This window comes from uncultured Aliiroseovarius sp. (genome assembly GCF_947497285.1).
Lineage (GTDB): Bacteria > Pseudomonadota > Alphaproteobacteria > Rhodobacterales > Rhodobacteraceae > Aliiroseovarius.
Genome location: NZ_CANMFT010000004.1, coordinates 401,711 through 417,469, shown reverse-complemented (window position 1 = coordinate 417,469; position 15,759 = coordinate 401,711). Strand labels below are relative to the sequence as shown.

Annotated in this window: 16 protein-coding genes; 10 read left to right on the top strand and 6 right to left on the bottom strand. The window is 57.7% G+C overall.

The genetic code is table 11. The features are described from left to right. The first annotated feature begins 220 nt into the window (after nt 1-220). From Q0864_RS09945 to Q0864_RS09935, 3 genes are read left to right on the top strand one after another with little or no spacing between them, the layout of a single operon-like run. On the top strand, nt 221-1,246 hold the full coding sequence (locus Q0864_RS09945) for an ABC transporter substrate-binding protein (protein WP_298568755.1): 1,026 nt from the start codon (nt 221-223) through the stop codon (nt 1,244-1,246). A gap of 3 nt (nt 1,247-1,249) precedes the next feature. After that, complete coding sequence (locus Q0864_RS09940) at nt 1,250-3,463, top strand: iron ABC transporter permease (protein WP_298568753.1); 2,214 nt, start codon at nt 1,250-1,252, stop codon at nt 3,461-3,463. Between the two features lie 2 nt (nt 3,464-3,465). Continuing rightward, the gene (locus Q0864_RS09935) at nt 3,466-4,539 is read left to right on the top strand and encodes an ABC transporter ATP-binding protein (protein ID WP_298568751.1); all 1,074 of its coding nucleotides are present in this window, start codon (nt 3,466-3,468) and stop codon (nt 4,537-4,539) included. Here Q0864_RS09935 and Q0864_RS09930 read toward each other — a convergent pair. Both Q0864_RS09930 and Q0864_RS09925 read right to left on the bottom strand, forming a co-directional pair. Further along, the gene (locus tag Q0864_RS09930) at nt 4,536-5,324 is read right to left on the bottom strand and encodes an inositol monophosphatase family protein (RefSeq protein WP_298568749.1); all 789 of its coding nucleotides are present in this window, start codon (nt 5,322-5,324) and stop codon (nt 4,536-4,538) included. The genes Q0864_RS09935 and Q0864_RS09930 overlap by 4 nt on opposite strands. A 209-nt stretch (nt 5,325-5,533) precedes the next feature. Further along, complete coding sequence (locus Q0864_RS09925) at nt 5,534-6,475, bottom strand: zinc-ribbon domain-containing protein (protein ID WP_298568747.1); 942 nt, start codon at nt 6,473-6,475, stop codon at nt 5,534-5,536. A gap of 157 nt (nt 6,476-6,632) precedes the next feature. Between Q0864_RS09925 and Q0864_RS09920 the strand changes: the two genes are divergently transcribed. The 4 genes from Q0864_RS09920 to Q0864_RS09905 are packed head-to-tail and all read left to right on the top strand — an operon-like array spanning nt 6,633 to nt 9,545. Further along, nucleotides 6,633-7,307: an ATP-binding cassette domain-containing protein gene (locus Q0864_RS09920; RefSeq protein ID WP_298568745.1), complete on the top strand. Its 675-nt coding sequence runs from the start codon at nt 6,633-6,635 to the stop codon at nt 7,305-7,307. After that, complete coding sequence (locus Q0864_RS09915; protein ID WP_298568742.1) at nt 7,304-8,209, top strand: FtsX-like permease family protein; 906 nt, start codon at nt 7,304-7,306, stop codon at nt 8,207-8,209. Before Q0864_RS09920 ends, Q0864_RS09915 begins: the two co-directional genes overlap by 4 nt. Next, on the top strand, nt 8,209-8,940 hold the full coding sequence (locus Q0864_RS09910) for a lysophospholipid acyltransferase family protein (protein ID WP_298568739.1): 732 nt from the start codon (nt 8,209-8,211) through the stop codon (nt 8,938-8,940). Before Q0864_RS09915 ends, Q0864_RS09910 begins: the two co-directional genes overlap by 1 nt. Then, nucleotides 8,940-9,545 carry a pyridoxamine 5'-phosphate oxidase family protein gene (locus Q0864_RS09905; RefSeq protein WP_298568833.1) on the top strand — a complete coding sequence of 202 codons (606 nt, stop codon included), beginning with the start codon at nt 8,940-8,942 and terminating at the stop codon, nt 9,543-9,545. Before Q0864_RS09910 ends, Q0864_RS09905 begins: the two co-directional genes overlap by 1 nt. Nucleotides 9,546-9,562: 17 nt before the next feature. Here Q0864_RS09905 and Q0864_RS09900 read toward each other — a convergent pair whose 3' ends face one another. The 4 genes from Q0864_RS09900 to Q0864_RS09885 form a co-directional block, all read right to left on the bottom strand. Further along, complete coding sequence (locus Q0864_RS09900) at nt 9,563-9,901, bottom strand: carboxymuconolactone decarboxylase family protein (protein ID WP_298568736.1); 339 nt, start codon at nt 9,899-9,901, stop codon at nt 9,563-9,565. Nucleotides 9,902-9,923: 22 nt separating this feature from the next. After that, nucleotides 9,924-10,889: an acetyl-CoA carboxylase carboxyltransferase subunit alpha gene (locus tag Q0864_RS09895; protein WP_298568733.1), complete on the bottom strand. Its 966-nt coding sequence runs from the start codon at nt 10,887-10,889 to the stop codon at nt 9,924-9,926. 111 nt (nt 10,890-11,000) lie between these two features. Then, a complete protein-coding gene (locus Q0864_RS09890; RefSeq protein ID WP_298568731.1) occupies nt 11,001-11,429 on the bottom strand; it encodes a Spy/CpxP family protein refolding chaperone in 429 nt (142 codons plus the stop codon). 172 nt (nt 11,430-11,601) lie between these two features. Then, complete coding sequence (locus tag Q0864_RS09885) at nt 11,602-12,561, bottom strand: L-malyl-CoA/beta-methylmalyl-CoA lyase (RefSeq protein ID WP_298568728.1); 960 nt, start codon at nt 12,559-12,561, stop codon at nt 11,602-11,604. Nucleotides 12,562-12,843: 282 nt separating this feature from the next. Between Q0864_RS09885 and dgcN the strand changes: the two genes are divergently transcribed. From dgcN to Q0864_RS09870, 3 genes are all read left to right on the top strand, one after another. After that, nucleotides 12,844-13,845 carry an N-acetyltransferase DgcN gene (gene dgcN, locus Q0864_RS09880; RefSeq protein WP_298568726.1) on the top strand — a complete coding sequence of 334 codons (1,002 nt, stop codon included), beginning with the start codon at nt 12,844-12,846 and terminating at the stop codon, nt 13,843-13,845. A 75-nt stretch (nt 13,846-13,920) separates the two neighbouring features. Then, complete coding sequence (gene dgcA / locus Q0864_RS09875) at nt 13,921-14,886, top strand: N-acetyl-D-Glu racemase DgcA (RefSeq protein ID WP_298568723.1); 966 nt, start codon at nt 13,921-13,923, stop codon at nt 14,884-14,886. 10 nt (nt 14,887-14,896) lie between these two features. Then, nucleotides 14,897-15,751, top strand: a complete 855-nt coding sequence (locus tag Q0864_RS09870; RefSeq protein ID WP_298568720.1) for a D-amino-acid transaminase — start codon at nt 14,897-14,899, stop codon at nt 15,749-15,751. Nucleotides 15,752-15,759: the final 8 nt, after the last annotated feature.

The following is a 15,759-nucleotide window of genomic DNA, read 5'->3' as shown; positions in this document are numbered from 1 at the left end:
CTTGTGCGATTTTCAGCAAGATGGATAGGTTTCGTTTTTCTGCAACCGATCCCAGCGGTGATCGATTTACTTCCAAAATTTTGTAAACGCGCTAGGCTGGACTGATCTGCTGAGTCCCAACCGAGCAAAAAAAGATCGGGACCATTCCCAACAAGAAGCGCACCAAGCGTCTGGGTAAAAGAAAATATCGCCCAAAAGGGTGATGCAAGGGAGGACGACCATGAAGAAATTTAAGACACTTGCTTTGACGTCTGTTGTTGCAATGACGGCAAGCATGTCGGCCGCTCAAGCCGACAAGCTGACATTGTATTGTTCGGCACAGGAGGACTGGTGCCAGCTTATGGCGCGGAGTTTTGAAGATGCGACGGGCATTGATGTCAACATGACCCGCAAATCATCGGGCGAAACGTTTGCCCAAATCAAAGCGGAATCCGCGAACCCCAAGGGCGATGTCTGGTGGGGCGGCACCGGTGATCCGCATCTGCAAGCGGCGGAAGAAAACCTGACCGCAGCTTACATGTCACCGATGCGCGACCAGCTTCACGCCTGGGCAATCAGCCAGGCCGAAGGTGCGGACAACAAGACCATTGGCATCTACTCTGGCGCGCTTGGCTATGGATACAACACCGACCTTTTGGCGGCGAACAATCTGCCAGAGCCTACCTGCTGGAAGGATCTATTGAAGCCGGAATACAAGGGCCATGTTCAAATGGCGAACCCAAACTCATCGGGCACGGCCTACACGACGCTGGCGTCCATGGTGCAGCTTTTGGGCGAGGATGAGGGCTTTGAATTCATGAAAGGTCTTCACGCCAACATCAACCAATACACCAAATCTGGCTCTGCCCCGATCAAGGCCGCTGGGCGTGGTGAAAACACGATCGGCATCGTCTTTATGCATGACGCCGTGAAGCAGGCAGTATCAGGCTTCCCGATCAAGGTTGTCGCGCCGTGCGAGGGCACGGGCTACGAAATCGGCTCGATGTCGATCATCGAAGGCGCACGCAACATAGAAGAGGCGCAGAAGTTTTATGACTGGGCGTTGACACCAGAAGCGCAAAACCTCGCGCTTGAGGTGAATGCTTTCCAAGTGCCCTCGAATAAAGGGTCAGAAACGTCGCCATCGGCACCCGATATGTCTTCGATCACGTTGATTGACTATGATTTCAAGAAATACGGGTCATCGGATGAACGTAAGCGTTTGCTGCAAAAATGGGACGAAGACGTCTCGACGTTGCCGCAATAAACGTTGCGCGGAGACTTAAATGAATCGACCGCCCATCCGGCGCTGATCTTCTGGATCATTGCCGGGTGGGTCGGGTTTTTGCTTCTGCCTTGGTATGGGGTTGAAGATGGGTTCCTGTCGTTCAAATGGCTGGTTGACGGCTATCCATTTGACGAAGATTTCGCGCCAGCGGCGTTTCTGATTGGGCAAGGCGAAAAGCTGTGGTTGGCGCCGCTTCTGTTGCCATTGGCGGCACCATTTCTTGTCGTTCGGCGCAAGAAAAGTGATCCACTTTACGCGATTGTGTTGATCCTTGCGGGGGCCGTCGGCTTTGGCTGGCTGATCGCGCAGGGCTTTGGCATCGGCATTCGCGGCTATACATTTGACTGGTTGACCGCCCTGTTTGGCGACCTTGATGACCGACAATATGGTATGGGCTATGGCGCGTTGATCGTCGCGTCTGCCTTTCTTTTCCTGTTCACTCAAGGCATTGCCGCGCGCGGCGCAATCAACGGCGATGTCTTCGTAGTCAGCGCCATTGGCGGCGTGATTGTCATCGTGACCACCTTTGTTTTTTTCCCCATCGCTAAAATGCTACTGGCCGCATTCATCACGGAAGAGGGCGGATACTCCGCCGCCGTGTTCGCCTCTAAATTCTTCGACGACCGGCTTTGGGGGCTGGGATGCTTTGCCGGTGGACGGTGTGGCGCGGCATGGAACTCGCTGTTTCTGGCGATCCTTGTCGGTGTTCTGACGACGGTTCTGGGGCTGGTCTTTGCGCTGGTCGTGACACGGTCTGGCTTTCGCTACAAACGCGCGCTGCGCGCCCTGACCGTGCTGCCAATCATCACACCACCTTTCGTGATCGGTCTGGCGCTGATCCTTCTGTTCGGCCTGTCAGGGTCGGTCACCCAGTTCTTTGCCGAGCTGTTCGGGATTCAACCAACGCGCTGGCTCTACGGCATGCCGGGCGTGTTGATCGCACAAACTTTGGCGTTCACACCGATTGCGTTCCTCGTCCTGATTGGGGTGGTCGAAGGTGTCTCGCCTTCCATGGAAGAAGCCGCGCAGACGCTTCGCGCAAACCGCTGGCAGACCTTTCGCACAGTATCATTGCCTCTCATGCGGCCCGGATTGGCGAATGCGTTCCTGCTAGGCTTTATTGAAAGCATGGCGGATTTCGGCAATCCACTGGTGCTTGGTGGCAATTTCGACGTGCTGTCGACCGAGATTTTCTTCGCCATCGTTGGCGCGCAATATGACCAAGGCCGCGCAGCGGTATTGGCAATGGTGCTATTGTTCTTCACGTTGTCCGCGTTTTACGCGCAGCGCATGTGGCTGGGGAAAAAAAGCTACACCACCGTCTCTGGCAAAGGGGACGCAGGTGTTCACCCGTTGATGCCCAATGGACTGGCCGTGCCGGTTTTCATTGCCGCAGGCGTTTGGGGCATGTTCACCATTATCGTCTATGGCATGATCCTGTATGGCAGCGTGGTTGAACTGTGGGGCGTCAATAATTCGCTGACCTTCAAGCACTACATCACCGCGTTTTCTGTGCGGATAGAGGAGAGCGGTATCCGTTGGACCGGTGCTGCTTGGGACAGCTTTTGGACGACGATCTACATCGCTGCCGCTGCCGCGCCTCTTACCGCGATTGTCGGGCTGATCACCGCCTACCTTCTGACCCGCCAGACTTTCGCCGGAAAGAATGCGTTTGAATTCGGCACAATGCTCAGCTTCGCCATCCCCGGCACAGTGATTGGTGTCAGCTATATTCTGGCCTTCAACGTCCCCCCGATCGAGATTACGGGCACAGGCATTATCCTGATCATCAGCTTCATTTTCCGCAACATGCCGGTTGGCGTGCGCGCCGGGATCGCGTCGATGAGCCAGCTCGATAAATCGCTCGACGAATCTTCGCTGACGCTGGGCGCAAATTCCTGGCAGACCTTCCGGCGTGTGATCCTGCCCTTGTTGCGACCCGCGATCTTGGCCGCTTTGGTTTATAGTTTTGTGCGCGCGATGACGGCGATTTCGGCGGTGATCTTCTTGGTGTCTGCGGAATACGACATGGCAACCAGCTATATCATCGGACGAGTTGAAAATAACGACTACGGCCTTGCCATCGCATATTCGACCACGCTGATCGTGGTGATGCTGGCGGCGGTCGGATTGCTCCAAATTCTTGTGGGTCGCACCAAAATAGGACGCCGCACGCAATTCGGCGCGGGAGAGTAGACATGAACGAGAAACTGATCACCGGCAAAGCCGCCCCCGTCCGGTTCGAGGGTGTCACAAAGCGCTTTGGGCGCGATGTGGTGGCCGTCGACAATATCAACCTGTCGGTTGAAACCGGCAAACTGGTCACTCTGCTGGGGCCGTCTGGTTGCGGCAAGACCACAACATTGCGGATGATCGCGGGGCTGGAAATGGCAACCGAAGGGCGCATCTTGATCGGCGACCGTGATGTCACCACCTTGCCCGCCACCGACCGTGACGTGTCGATGGTGTTTCAATCCTACGCGCTATTCCCGCATATGAGCGTTCTTGAAAACGTCTCTTACGGCCTGACATTTTCGGGGTTTTCCAAGACAGAAACACGTGAACGCGCGGTAGCGGGGCTTGAGCTGGTCGGCCTCAAGGGGTTCGACAATCGCTTGCCCAGCGAGCTGTCTGGTGGCCAACAGCAACGCGTTGCCGTTGCGCGCGCCTTGGTGCTGGAGCCGCAGGTTTTGCTGTTCGACGAACCCCTGTCCAATCTGGACGCAAAGCTGCGCCGTCAGGTGCGCGAGGATATTCGCGCCATTCAGAAAGACCTTGGCCTGACCGTGGTTTATGTCACCCATGATCAGGAAGAGGCGCTTGCCGTTTCGGACGAAATTGTCGTCATGCGCAACGCAGCGATTGCTCAGATCGGGTCGCCGCGCGAATTGTATGACGCGCCCGTTGACCAGTTCGTCGCGGATTTCATCGGCGAGGCGAACATCGTGCCCTGCATGATTGACAGTGTGGAAAACGACACCGCGACAATTTCGATAGAGGGCTACCGACATGTGTTGCCCGCCCGCGGTCTTCTTGTTGGTCCCGCGAAGCTTGCGGTGCGACCGTCGCGGTTGGTCATCGGTGCTGAAAATGGCTTCAGCGCGCGTATCGCAAAGGCGACATATGTTGGTGTTCGTATGGAATACACACTTGAAGCGAGCTTCGGCACGATGTTTGGCGTGCAAGACGACGTCGACGCCCCGCTTGAGATCGGGTCGGACGTAACAGTCGGCTTCACCCACAAAGGGCCCGTTTTGTTGCCTGAAGCTTAAGGGCTTTTTTGGAAAGCGGTTTCAGAAATCTCCAAAAGTCGATCGAACACGGCCGATGTGCCAACAACGACGCGCCCCCCGTCGCGGATCATTGCATCTGCATCTTGCTGCTCGACCCGTCCACCTGCTTCGGCGACGATAAGTTGGCCCGCAAGGCAGTCCCATGCGTTCATGTGTTCTTCTGAGTATCCCAAAAGCCGCCCCGCCGCGACATAGGCGAGCGAAAGTGCGCCCGACGCGTTTCGGTAGAACATCGCTCCGTCGTCGATCAAGCCTGAAACCAACCTCAATATGCCACGATCATCAACACGGTTGGAATAGCCGACGCCCACCGTGCCCTGCGACAACGGGCGGATATCTTGCAGCTGCAAAGGCGCGCCGTTTAATGTCGCGCCACCCCCGCGCACCGCGACAAACGTCTCTGCATTGCAGGGATCATGGATGACGCCGATTTGCGTGGCACCATCTTGGACACCAGCGACCACCACGGTCCAAGCCGGTATGCCATTGACGAAGTTGGTGGTGCCGTCAATCGGATCAATGACCCACGTAAACCCCGACGTGCCTTCGCTTGGCGCGTGTTCCTCCCCTACGATCGCATCGTCGGGAAAGGCTTTAAGCAACAAGTCCCGCGTCAACAGTTCTACATTCCGATCAGCTTGGGACACGAAATCCTGGTGCCCCTTGTGGTCGATAACAAGTTTGTCCTGTTCACCAAAATACCGGGCAGCCAGATGCCCTGCTTGATGGCAAATCTCGATAAGAGTTTTGGATCGGTCGGCCATTGTCTTCCAGTCTTTCTGGGTCCTGAGGTAGGCCCGAAGAATACTGAACTGACGCTCACTCCATAGCAACAGATTTGCAGAGGTAGCAGACCGCAGCCCTTGCTCAGGCGGGGATTCCCCAACGGCTTCTTCCAGGCCTGACGGACAAGCGCAATGCACGCGCCTGTTTCAGCGAAGCGGGCGCGCTTCCAGAAGGTCAGTTGGTGATGTTAGCCGTTGTCCGGCTTATCGATCAGCCCCTGCATCTTCCCAATCGCAGAGCGCATCAATTCTTCCAGACCAAGGCGCACTTTGTCGGCCACGGCAGTATATTGATCAAGGGCAGGTTGCGCTGCCGGGAACCGTTCAGCCATGGCGGGGGCGAAGATATACAGCACCGCCAAAAGGCAGAAGATGACGACCGCGGACACAAACCCGCGCCGGAAGCCACCGGTTTTGCTGGTTTCCAGCATGGGATCATCCGGGCTTAGATTTCCCGGATCTGTTTCCCGGGCATCCAGCGTCGAATTGATTTCTTCTATGTCGGGAAGAACATCGCGCCCCTTCAGATCATCGGCGATGACTGGTTGATCTATCTCGTCGTCATAGCCGCGCAGACGCGCGATACGGGACTTAACGCCATCATCGTCTGTTGCGGGGGCGTCGTCCAATCCCAGGTCGGACTGGGTTTCAAGATTGTCCTGTTCGGCGTGCCGTGCCTGCAGCTCGAGATCTGCTTCTTCTTGCAAGATGGTGCGGACATTTTCATCCAGCTCACGCACAGGCAGGTCTGTCTTGGGAAGGTCCGCGGTGGGCAATTCAGCGTCGGACACATCAGCGTCGGACACATCAGGGTCGGAAACATCGGCGTCGGGCAGGTCGTCCTCAGCCACCTCGTCGGCGATTTCTTCGTCATCTTGGTCAAGATCGAAGGACGCGTCATAGCCGTCTTCACCAACAAGCGCACCAATATCATCGGCAAGCGTGTCGCTGTCTGCGTCGTCATCTTTCTGTGGTGGCTGTGCCGCAACGGCACTGTCCTCCACCGATTGCGGCGGCTGTTGGAACCAAGCATGGCCGCAATTTGAACATTGTACGTCCCGCCCGTTTTCGGGCATGACGCGGTCATCTACTTCGTATTGGGCGCCGCAATTCGGGCAAACCAGACGCATTCTTATCCTCAATCCCTCGGGTTAACCCAAGGCTTTACCTGCCATTTCGACCCTAATATGGCAGTTTCACTGCGAAAATCAAACCTTTGCAAGCTCTGCATTGAAACAATTGCTTAGCTGAGGCAAAACTGTCGCCAAGCAACCGAGAGGACAGTGTGTGATCGAGCTGGAACAAGTGTCCTACGGGTATGGAGCAGGCACGCTCTTGTCCGAAATTTCCCTGAAACTTGCGCCGGGGTCGTTTCATTTTCTCACCGGGCCGTCAGGGGCCGGTAAAACTACTTTGATGAAGCTTTGCTATGGCGAATTGATTGCCTCAAAGGGGCGTGTGACCCTGTTTGAGCGGGACGCACGGCAATTGACCCGCGATGACGTGGCGCAGGTGCGCCGCCGCATTGGCGTGGTGCATCAGGATTGTCAGTTTCTTGATCACTTGGACGTGGCAGAAAACGTCGCATTGCCGCTTACGGTCTCCGGTCGCAGCCTGTCCGATGAGTCCGAGCTTGAAGACTTGCTGGCGTGGGTCGGCCTGTCACGGCAACGTGCCGCCAAGCCGCCCGAATTGTCGGGGGGCGAACGTCAGCGCGCAGCCTTGGCCCGTGCCGTTATTATGTCGCCCGACGTGATACTGGCGGACGAACCGACGGGAAACGTGGATTGGGACATGTCGCTGCGGTTGCTCAAATTACTTGTGGAGCTTAACCGTATGGGCAAGACAATCTTGATCGCCACCCATGACATGAACCTGATCCGGTCCGCCAAGGCACAGGTGCAGGCACGGGTGTTGCGCATCGCCAACAAAACCGTCCAGCATGCGGGGGCCGACCTATGAATGCGCGCCTGTCCAAGTTGTTGCATTTCGTGGCAGGGGATGCCCAAGCCGATCGCGTCGTGCCGCCCACGGGATACACCGCGCGCCTGACGGTGTTTGCGGCGGCCTCGATGGCGTTTCTTGCGGTTTTCGCGCTCGCGTTGTCGCTGGCCACGGGTCGACTGGCGGATCGCTGGGGGGAAGCGCTTGCCAAAAGCTCGACCATTCGCATCAGTGCGCCAGCAGATCAGATGGACGCTCAAGTGCTTGCCGTGACCGAAGTGTTGGCAACAACACCGGGCGTCAAAGAGGCCCGTCCACTCAGCCAAGACGAACAGCGCGCTTTGCTGGAGCCGTGGTTCGGACCCGACCTGCCGCTTGACCAGCTTCCGATCCCCCGCCTGGTCGAGGTGATCGAGGACGAAGAGGGAATTGACGCAGAGGGGTTGAAAGCCCGGCTGGCTGGCGAGGCGCCGGGTGCCGTGCTGGACGATCATGCGCGGTGGCGCGAACCGCTTGTGCGCGCAGCGAACCGCCTTCGGCAACTGGGATTTGTCGCTATCGTGTTGATCGCGGCATTGGCGGCTGTCGTGATTACGCTGGCAGCCTCGGCCGCCCTGTCTGCCAATGAACAGGTTATCCGGGTGCTGCGCCTTGTCGGTGCGCGTGACAATTACATCGCCCGTGCCTTTGTGCGTCGCTATACGCTGCGTGCCCTCAGCGGGGCGATTGTCGGCACGCTGCTGGGCTCACTTGCCGTGTTTCTTTTGCCGCCAGCGGGAGATCAGGCGAGCTTTCTGACGGGTTTGGGCTTCAAAGGCTGGCAGTGGCTTTGGCCGCTGGCCATTCCGCCGCTTGCCGCGCTGGTCGCCTTTCTTGCCACTGGCCAAGCCGCAAAGACGGTCCTGCAGGAGAAACGCTGATGCGTCACGTTATTCAATGGCTTCGCTCGGTTGCCTTCATTATCCAGATGTATGTCATGTTGGGGATCATCGGGTTTGGTTTTGTCCCGCTGATCTGGTTCAACAAGAAATATGCGATGGTTGCCATTCACAGCTATTGCCATTGGGTGCGTTGGACCGCGTCGTGGATGATCGGGCTAAGCTCGGAAATCCGGGGCGAGCCGCCAACGGACGAGGTGATCATTGGTGCCAAGCATCAAAGCTTCTTTGACATCATCCTGATTGCAAGCGCCCTGCCTGCGCCAAAATACATTCTGAAAAAGCAGCTTATGTGGGCGCCGGTGATCGGGATTTACGCCAATTATACCAACAGCGTTCCCGTTGATCGTGGCAAACGCGGGCAGGCGATCAAACAGATGGTTGAGGCCGTCCGCTCTAGCCCCACACCCGGGCAGTTGGTGATTTTCCCACAAGGCACACGCGTCGCGGCGGGGGCCAAGAAGCCCTATAAGGTTGGAACCGGGGTGCTGTATCGCGAAACGGGCCAGCCCTGTGTGCCCGCATCGACCAATGTTGGGGTGTTCTGGAAACGGCATGGCATCATGCGCTATCCGGGACTCGCGGTTGTCGAGTTTCACCCGCGCATCGAGCCGGGCCTGGAACTGGCCGAGTTCATGGAACGCCTTGAGGATGTCGTCGAAACCGGCTCAAACGCGCTGATGCAAGAGGCGGGGCTGAAGGTGGAGCTATGATGGACTATCTAAACTCGGTCGAGGGCCTTGAAGCGCTCTATGGTGCCCCGAGCAAAGGATCGTTGATCAAGGTCGCAGATCACCTGACGCCAACCTATCGCAAATGGATCGAGGCATCTCGTTTCTGCGTACTGTCTACGGTTGGACCCGAAGGCACTGATGGCACCCCACGGGGTGATGACGGCCCCGTGGTCGCTATCCTTGACCCGCAGACACTGGCCCTTCCGGATTGGCGTGGGAACAATCGCATTGACAGCCTGCGCAATATCGTTCGTGACCCCCGTGTATCAGTTATGTTCATGGTACCGGGATCAACGAATGTGGTGCGGGTAAATGGAGAAGCCCGACTGACCGCGGACGAAGCTTTGCGCGCGCGGTTCATAAAAGGGGACAAACAACCCCAAACAGTTACCGTGATCCGAATAAACGAGATTTATGTTCAATGTGCAAAAGCGGTCATGCGGTCACAGCTTTGGACCGCTGGTGATGAAAGCAGCGATCTTCCTAGTATTGGAGATATGCTGAAAGAAATGAGTGCCGGGGAATTTGGCGGCGAAGCCTATGACAAAGAATGGCCAGATAGAGCCAAGTCGACCATGTGGTAATGACACGCGCGGGTGCCTTAGCCTGCGCTGAACTGCTCAAACGCCTCGCGCGCTTTGGCGCTATAGGCGATCGACGGGCCGCCGCCCATATAGGACGCCATCGCCAGAGCTTCGTTCAATTCGTCAAGCGTCGCGCCAAGCCGCACCAGTGAGCGCACATGAAAACCGATACAACTGTCGCAGCGGGTCGAGATGGCGATGCCAAGTGCGATGAATTCTTTGGTTTTCTCGCTTAGGGCACCGTCGGTCTTGGCGGCAGCGGCCATCTGGGCAAAACCCTTCATCGTTGCGGGAATATCTTTGGCAAGATGATTGGTGTTGCCTTCGATTTCGGCAAGAAATGCTTTCCAGTCCAAGGGGTCTTCCTTCTGCGCCCGCTTAGGCTGCCAATCCTTTTTCGCCCATTTTCAGGAATTTCTCGCGCCGCTCTTTCATAAGCGCGTCGCCTTTTTGCCGTTTCTTCAGGACCTTCAGTTCGGCTTCAATGGCCTTGCCGACAGCGGCGATGGCTTCGCTGCGCCCGCGTTGCGCCCCCCCTTTGGGTTCGGGAATGATCTGGTCGATCACGCCCAACTGCTTCAGGTCTTGTGCCGTCAGGCGCAGCGCCTCAGCGGCTTCGCGCATCTTTTCGGCGTCTTTCCACAGGATCGAGGCACAGCCTTCCGGACTGATGACCGAATAGATCGAATGTTCCAGCATCATCACCGTGTTTGCGGTGGCCAGAGCGACCGCGCCGCCAGACCCACCTTCACCGATGATCACTGAAATGACCGGGGACTTCACGCTCAGGCTGCGTTCGGTTGAGCGGGCGATGGCCTCGGATTGGCCGCGTTCTTCGGCCCCTTTGCCGGGATAGGCGCCGGGGGTGTCGACCAGCATGACGATGGGCAGGCCAAAGCGGTCGGCCAAATCCATCAGACGGATCACTTTGCGATATCCTTCCGGGCGCGCCATGCCAAAGTTGCGTTCAATCCGCGATTTGGTGTCGTTACCCTTTTCCTGCCCCATCACCACGACAGGGATGTCGCCAAGCCGCGCAAGCCCGCCCATTACGGCGTGATCATCGGCAAAGTTCCGGTCGCCTGCCAGCGGTGTGTATTCGGTAAACAGGGCTTCGATGTAATCCTTGCAGTGCGGGCGATCCGGGTGACGGGCGACCTGACATTTGCGCCACGGTGACAAGTCGGCGTAAAGCTCGGTCAAAAGCTTTGCGGCTTTGGCATCCAGACCTGCGGCCTCGCCTTCGACATCCATCTCTTCGTTGGCGCGGGCAAGAGCGCGTAATTCTTCGGCTTTGCCTTCGATTTCTGCCAGCGGTTTTTCGAACTCAAGATAGTTGGTCATGGCTCTGCCTGATTACGTTTCGTCCCTAGCTATATGCCGCTTGCAGCGCGGCATTGCAACTGGGGCAGGCATGTTGGACGGGCGATGTTGGTCGCCCGCCCATCTGATCAGTCAGGAAACGCCAGCAATCTTCAAAAGCTGTGCAAACTGCGCTTCGGACAACACCGCGCGCCAGTGATCGACGCAAGCCGACCGCATCATCACCAGCTTGACTTCATTCGCGCCGATCTTGTCTGCGATGGCTTGGCGTTCGTCTGTCGGGGCGCCGTCAACAATCGCTTTGCGCAAAGCGGCGCGCAAGCTGACGGTTTCACCCTCCAACGCTTTGCGTTGTGCGGGCATCGTTTCGACCCAGTTTTTCACATCCGCGCGCTGGGCGTCGTCAAGTTCCAGCTCGTCCATGCTTTTGGCCAAGAACCCGGTCAGTTGGATCACCGGGCGCGACAAGCCGGTTTCAGCAGGGTTCGAGGGCTGCATTTGCGCCATGGCTGCGCCAGACAGGCCCAAGGTCAGGGCTGTGGCAAGAAATAATGGTTTCATCGTTTCACTCTCATCAAAGGGATGCGTCCCCTTTTCGGACTTCGTCACGGCCCATCTGGAGTATATTTGGAAATTCGTGCATCCCCATGCGACCAGTTGCCCTGCGACAGGTTGGCCCAAAGAAAAAAGCCCCGCGTTGGCGGGGCTTTCCCGAATTTTTCTTTGGGCGGGCTTAACCGTTCGCGATCAGTTCAGACTGCGCCACGATCACCTCGGCCTGCTTGATCGAAGCGATATCGACAAGGCGACCCTTGTAGACCGTCGCACCTTCGCCGTTGGCCTTGGCCTGCTCCATCGCGGCAAGGATTTCGCGCGCCTCAGCCACGGCTTCATCTGAAGGGGTAAACACGTCGTTGGCCAGAGCGATCTGTTTGGGGTGGATCGCCCATTTGCCGACCATGCCCAGCGTGGCAGAGCGTTTGGCTTGCGCGATATAGCCGTCGTCATCCGAGAAGTCGCCAAATGGCCCATCAACCGGCAACACCCCATGGGTGCGGCAGGCGGCGACGATAGCGGCTTGCGCCCAGTGCCACGGGTCGGACCAGTGTTTTTCGCCATCACGCAGCATGTAGTAGTTCTCCTGCGTGCCGCCAATCCCAGTGGTTTGCATCCCCATCGAGGCCGCAAAATCAGCCGCACCCAGGCTCATCGCTTGTAGGCGCGGGGACGATGCGGCGATGGCTTCGACATGCGCGATGCCGGCAGCGGATTCGATGATTACCTCGAAAGAAACCGGTTTTTTACGTCCCTTTGCGGCTTCAATCGCCGTGACCAGCGCATCGACGGCATAGACATCTTCGGCACACCCCACTTTCGGGATCATGATCTGGTCCAGACGGTCCCCCGCCTGTTCCAGCAGGTCCACCACGTCGCGATACCAATAGGGCGTGTCCAGTCCGTTGATGCGAACAGACATATACTTTGTGCCCCAATCAATTGTGTTCAGGGCTTCGATGATATTGGCACGGGCCGCGTCCTTGTCGGACGGTGCAACGCTGTCTTCCAGATCAAGGTTGATCACATCTGCGGCTGAGGCTGCCATCTTTGGGAACAGCTTGATGTTCGACCCCGGTCCAAACAACTGGCAACGGTTTGGACGGGCGGGGGCGGCTGGTTGGATGCGGAAGGACATGGCGGGCCTTTCGGTAATGAAGTTGCGATTTTCTGATGATGATCGTTATTAAATTACCAACCCAACCGCAAGCGCGTTTTGCTCTCGCAGAAAAATGCCGCAGGGCAGCGTCTGGGTGTTGGGATTCTTGCTTGGCCTGAAGAAGCCACCGAAGAAAATTCTATAATTCAAATTATCCACGGGCAAAAATTCGAAACTGAAAGTACATTGCGGTGAAATCGCAACAAATTACGCGGATGTTTCGGGAATTATCCCATAGAATTCAGCAAAGGGGACGCGAGCATGATCAAGACACCATATCTTCTGTTTCTGGGCGATGCGCCCGACCAACTTGCCGCGAAAGTTGCGCAAGGCATCAAGGATTGGCGCCCCGAAAACGCGGTGGGCCAATACCGGATGGAGGGCTGCAAGGCCGACCTTGGCTTGACGGACATGACATTGGCTGACGCCAAAGCCGCGGGCGCCAAAACGCTTGTGATCGGCGTGGCCAACCGCGGCGGCGTCATCTCGCAAGCCTGGAAGAAGGTGCTTGTGATGGCGTTGGAGGAGGGGTTCGATCTTGCCTCGGGTCTGCACAATTTGCTGAGCAACGAACCCGACCTGGTCGCCGTCGCAGAAGCCTGCGGGCGCGATTTGCATGATGTGCGCGTGCCAGAAGTGGACTACCCTATTGCCAATGGCGAGAAGCGCTCGGGCAAGCGTTGCCTTGCAGTGGGCACCGATTGTTCCGTTGGCAAGATGTATACGGCGCTGGCAATGGATGCTGAAATGCAGAAACGTGGCATGAAGGCGACGTTCCGGGCGACCGGACAGACGGGTATTCTGATCACCGGCGATGGCGTTCCTTTGGATGCGGTCGTTGCCGATTTCATGGCGGGATCGGTCGAATATATCTCGCCTGACAATGACGCCGACCACTGGGATTTGATTGAAGGCCAAGGCAGCCTGTTCCACGTATCTTATTCCGGCGTGACAATGGCATTGATCCACGGCGGACAGCCCGATGCCCTGATCCTGAGCCACGAGCCGACCCGCTCCCATATGCGGGGTCTGCCGGGGTATCAGCTCCCGTCGCTGGAAACGCTTCGTGACACGGCGCTGGCGCTTGCACGGGTTGCCAACCCGGACTGTCAGGTCATCGGCATCTCGGTCAATACCCAGCACATGAGCGATGATGAGGCGATGGCCTATCTGGCAGAAACAGAGGCGCGTATGGGCTTGCCAACTGTTGATCCCTTCCGTCAGGGCGCAGGGCGGCTGGTGGATGCGTTGGCCGCGATATAGAGTTATGCAGCCAGATCCGGGGTCGCGATAGCCTCGCTTGGTCTGGTAGTTGCAGAACCGGAAAGGGGTGATCGCGTGGATATTTCCGTAACGGCCGATGTTTTCAGACTGGCCGAGGTCTTTACGATCTCGCGCGGGTCGCGGACCGAGGCGAGGGTGCTGACAGTCCGCATTTCGGATGGGGGTCAGCAGGGGTGGGGCGAATGTGTTCCCTATGCGCGCTATGATGAAACGCTGGAGAGCGTGCGGGCTGAGATCGAGGGGCTACCCTCCAATCTCACCCGCCAAGACCTCTATGATCTTTTGCCCGCCGGGGCAGCGCGCAATGCCGTTGATTGCGCGCTGTGGGATATTGAAGCGAAGCGGGCCGGGAAACGAGTGTGGGATCTGGCAGGTCTTGCAGCCCCTCGACCCGAAATCACCGCCTACACCCTATCGCTTGCCGATCCAGCCACGATGCAGGCTCAGGCGGCCAAGCATGCGCATCGCCCGCTGCTGAAGATCAAGCTTGGAACGCCAGATGACATGGCACGGCTTGAGGCTGTGCGCGCCGGTGCGCCCAAGTCCCGTATCATTGTCGACGCCAATGAGGGCTGGACCGCTGGGGTCTATGCCGACCTTGCGCCGCATCTGGTGCGCCTTGGTGTGCAACTGGTCGAACAGCCGCTGCCAGCCGGTGAAGATGATGCCTTGATCGGCATGGACCGCCCCGTTCCCGTCTGTGCCGATGAAAGCTGCCATGATCGTGCCAGCCTGCCGGGCCTGAAAGGCAAATACGATGTGGTGAACATCAAACTCGACAAGACTGGTGGTCTGACCGAGGCGCTGGCCTTGCGCGATCAAGCTCTTGCCGAAGGCTACAAGGTCATGGTCGGGTGCATGGTCGGGTCAAGCCTTGCCATGGCGCCGGCGACACTGGTGGCCCAAGGCGCGTTGGTGACAGACCTTGACGGACCGCTTCTTCTGGCCGAAGACCGTGACGAACCGCTTGAATTCGACGCCGCCGGGGTGCATCCGCCCAAGGCCGCACTCTGGGGATAAGGAGACACCCATGACCCGCACCGTATACGTAAACGGAGATTATCTGCCTGAAACCGAGGCCAGTGTTTCGATCTTCGACCGTGGGTTCCTGTTTGCTGATGCCGTCTACGAGGTCACCAGCGTTCTTGGCGGCAAGTTGATCGACTTTGACGGTCATGCCGTACGCTTGGCGCGGTCGCTGGGCGAGCTTGGGATGGACAACCCGATATCCAAGGACGAGCTGTTGGCTGTGCACCGCGAATTGGTGCGTCTGAACGGGATCGACGAAGGTCTGGTTTATCTGCAGATCTCGCGCGGGGCAGCGGCTGATCGTGATTTCGTCTTCCCAGATCCTGCCGAGGTGAAACCCACCATCGTGCTGTTCACGCAGTCCAAGCCGGGACTGGCATCGACCGTGAACCCCGCGAAGGTGATTTCGATCGAGGATATCCGCTGGGGCCGGCGCGACATAAAGACGGTGCAGCTGCTTTACCCGTCGATGGGAAAAATGATGGCCAAGGCGGCAGGGGCAGATGATGCGTGGCTGGTCGAAGATGGCTACGTGACCGAAGGCACGTCGAACAACGTCTATATCGTGAAAGACGGCAAGATCATCACCCGCGCCTTGTCCAAGGATATTCTGCACGGAATTACGCGTGCGGCCGTTCTGCGCTTTGCCGAAGAGGCGCAGATGGAGATCGAAGAACGCAGTTTCACGATCGAAGAAGCACAGAACGCGGACGAGGCATTCTTTACCTCTGCGTCGGCTTTCGTGATGCCGGTTGTCGAGGTTGACGGGAAAGCGCTGGGTGACGGCACGCCGGGCAAGGTCGCATTGCGCCTGCGCGAAATCTATCTGGATGAAAGCCTCAAGAAAGCCGTTTGACCCGAAGG

Excerpts from the sequence above, each read along its gene's own strand:
- Q0864_RS09905 (WP_298568833.1), top strand. The coding sequence starts at position 8,940 with ATGGACTATCTAAACTCGGTCGAGGGCCTTGAAGCGCTCTATGGTGCC.
- Q0864_RS09915 (WP_298568742.1), top strand. The coding sequence starts at position 7,304 with ATGAATGCGCGCCTGTCCAAGTTGTTGCATTTCGTGGCAGGGGATGCC.
- Q0864_RS09885 (WP_298568728.1), bottom strand. The coding sequence starts at position 12,561 with ATGTCCTTCCGCATCCAACCAGCCGCCCCCGCCCGTCCAAACCGTTGC.
- Q0864_RS09870 (WP_298568720.1), top strand. The coding sequence starts at position 14,897 with ATGACCCGCACCGTATACGTAAACGGAGATTATCTGCCTGAAACCGAG.
- Q0864_RS09935 (WP_298568751.1), top strand. The coding sequence starts at position 3,466 with ATGAACGAGAAACTGATCACCGGCAAAGCCGCCCCCGTCCGGTTCGAG.
- Q0864_RS09895 (WP_298568733.1), bottom strand. The coding sequence starts at position 10,889 with ATGACCAACTATCTTGAGTTCGAAAAACCGCTGGCAGAAATCGAAGGC.
- dgcN (WP_298568726.1), top strand. The coding sequence starts at position 12,844 with ATGATCAAGACACCATATCTTCTGTTTCTGGGCGATGCGCCCGACCAA.
- Q0864_RS09910 (WP_298568739.1), top strand. The coding sequence starts at position 8,209 with ATGCGTCACGTTATTCAATGGCTTCGCTCGGTTGCCTTCATTATCCAG.
- Q0864_RS09890 (WP_298568731.1), bottom strand. The coding sequence starts at position 11,429 with ATGAAACCATTATTTCTTGCCACAGCCCTGACCTTGGGCCTGTCTGGC.
- Q0864_RS09925 (WP_298568747.1), bottom strand. The coding sequence starts at position 6,475 with ATGCGTCTGGTTTGCCCGAATTGCGGCGCCCAATACGAAGTAGATGAC.
- Q0864_RS09930 (WP_298568749.1), bottom strand. The coding sequence starts at position 5,324 with ATGGCCGACCGATCCAAAACTCTTATCGAGATTTGCCATCAAGCAGGG.
- Q0864_RS09945 (WP_298568755.1), top strand. The coding sequence starts at position 221 with ATGAAGAAATTTAAGACACTTGCTTTGACGTCTGTTGTTGCAATGACG.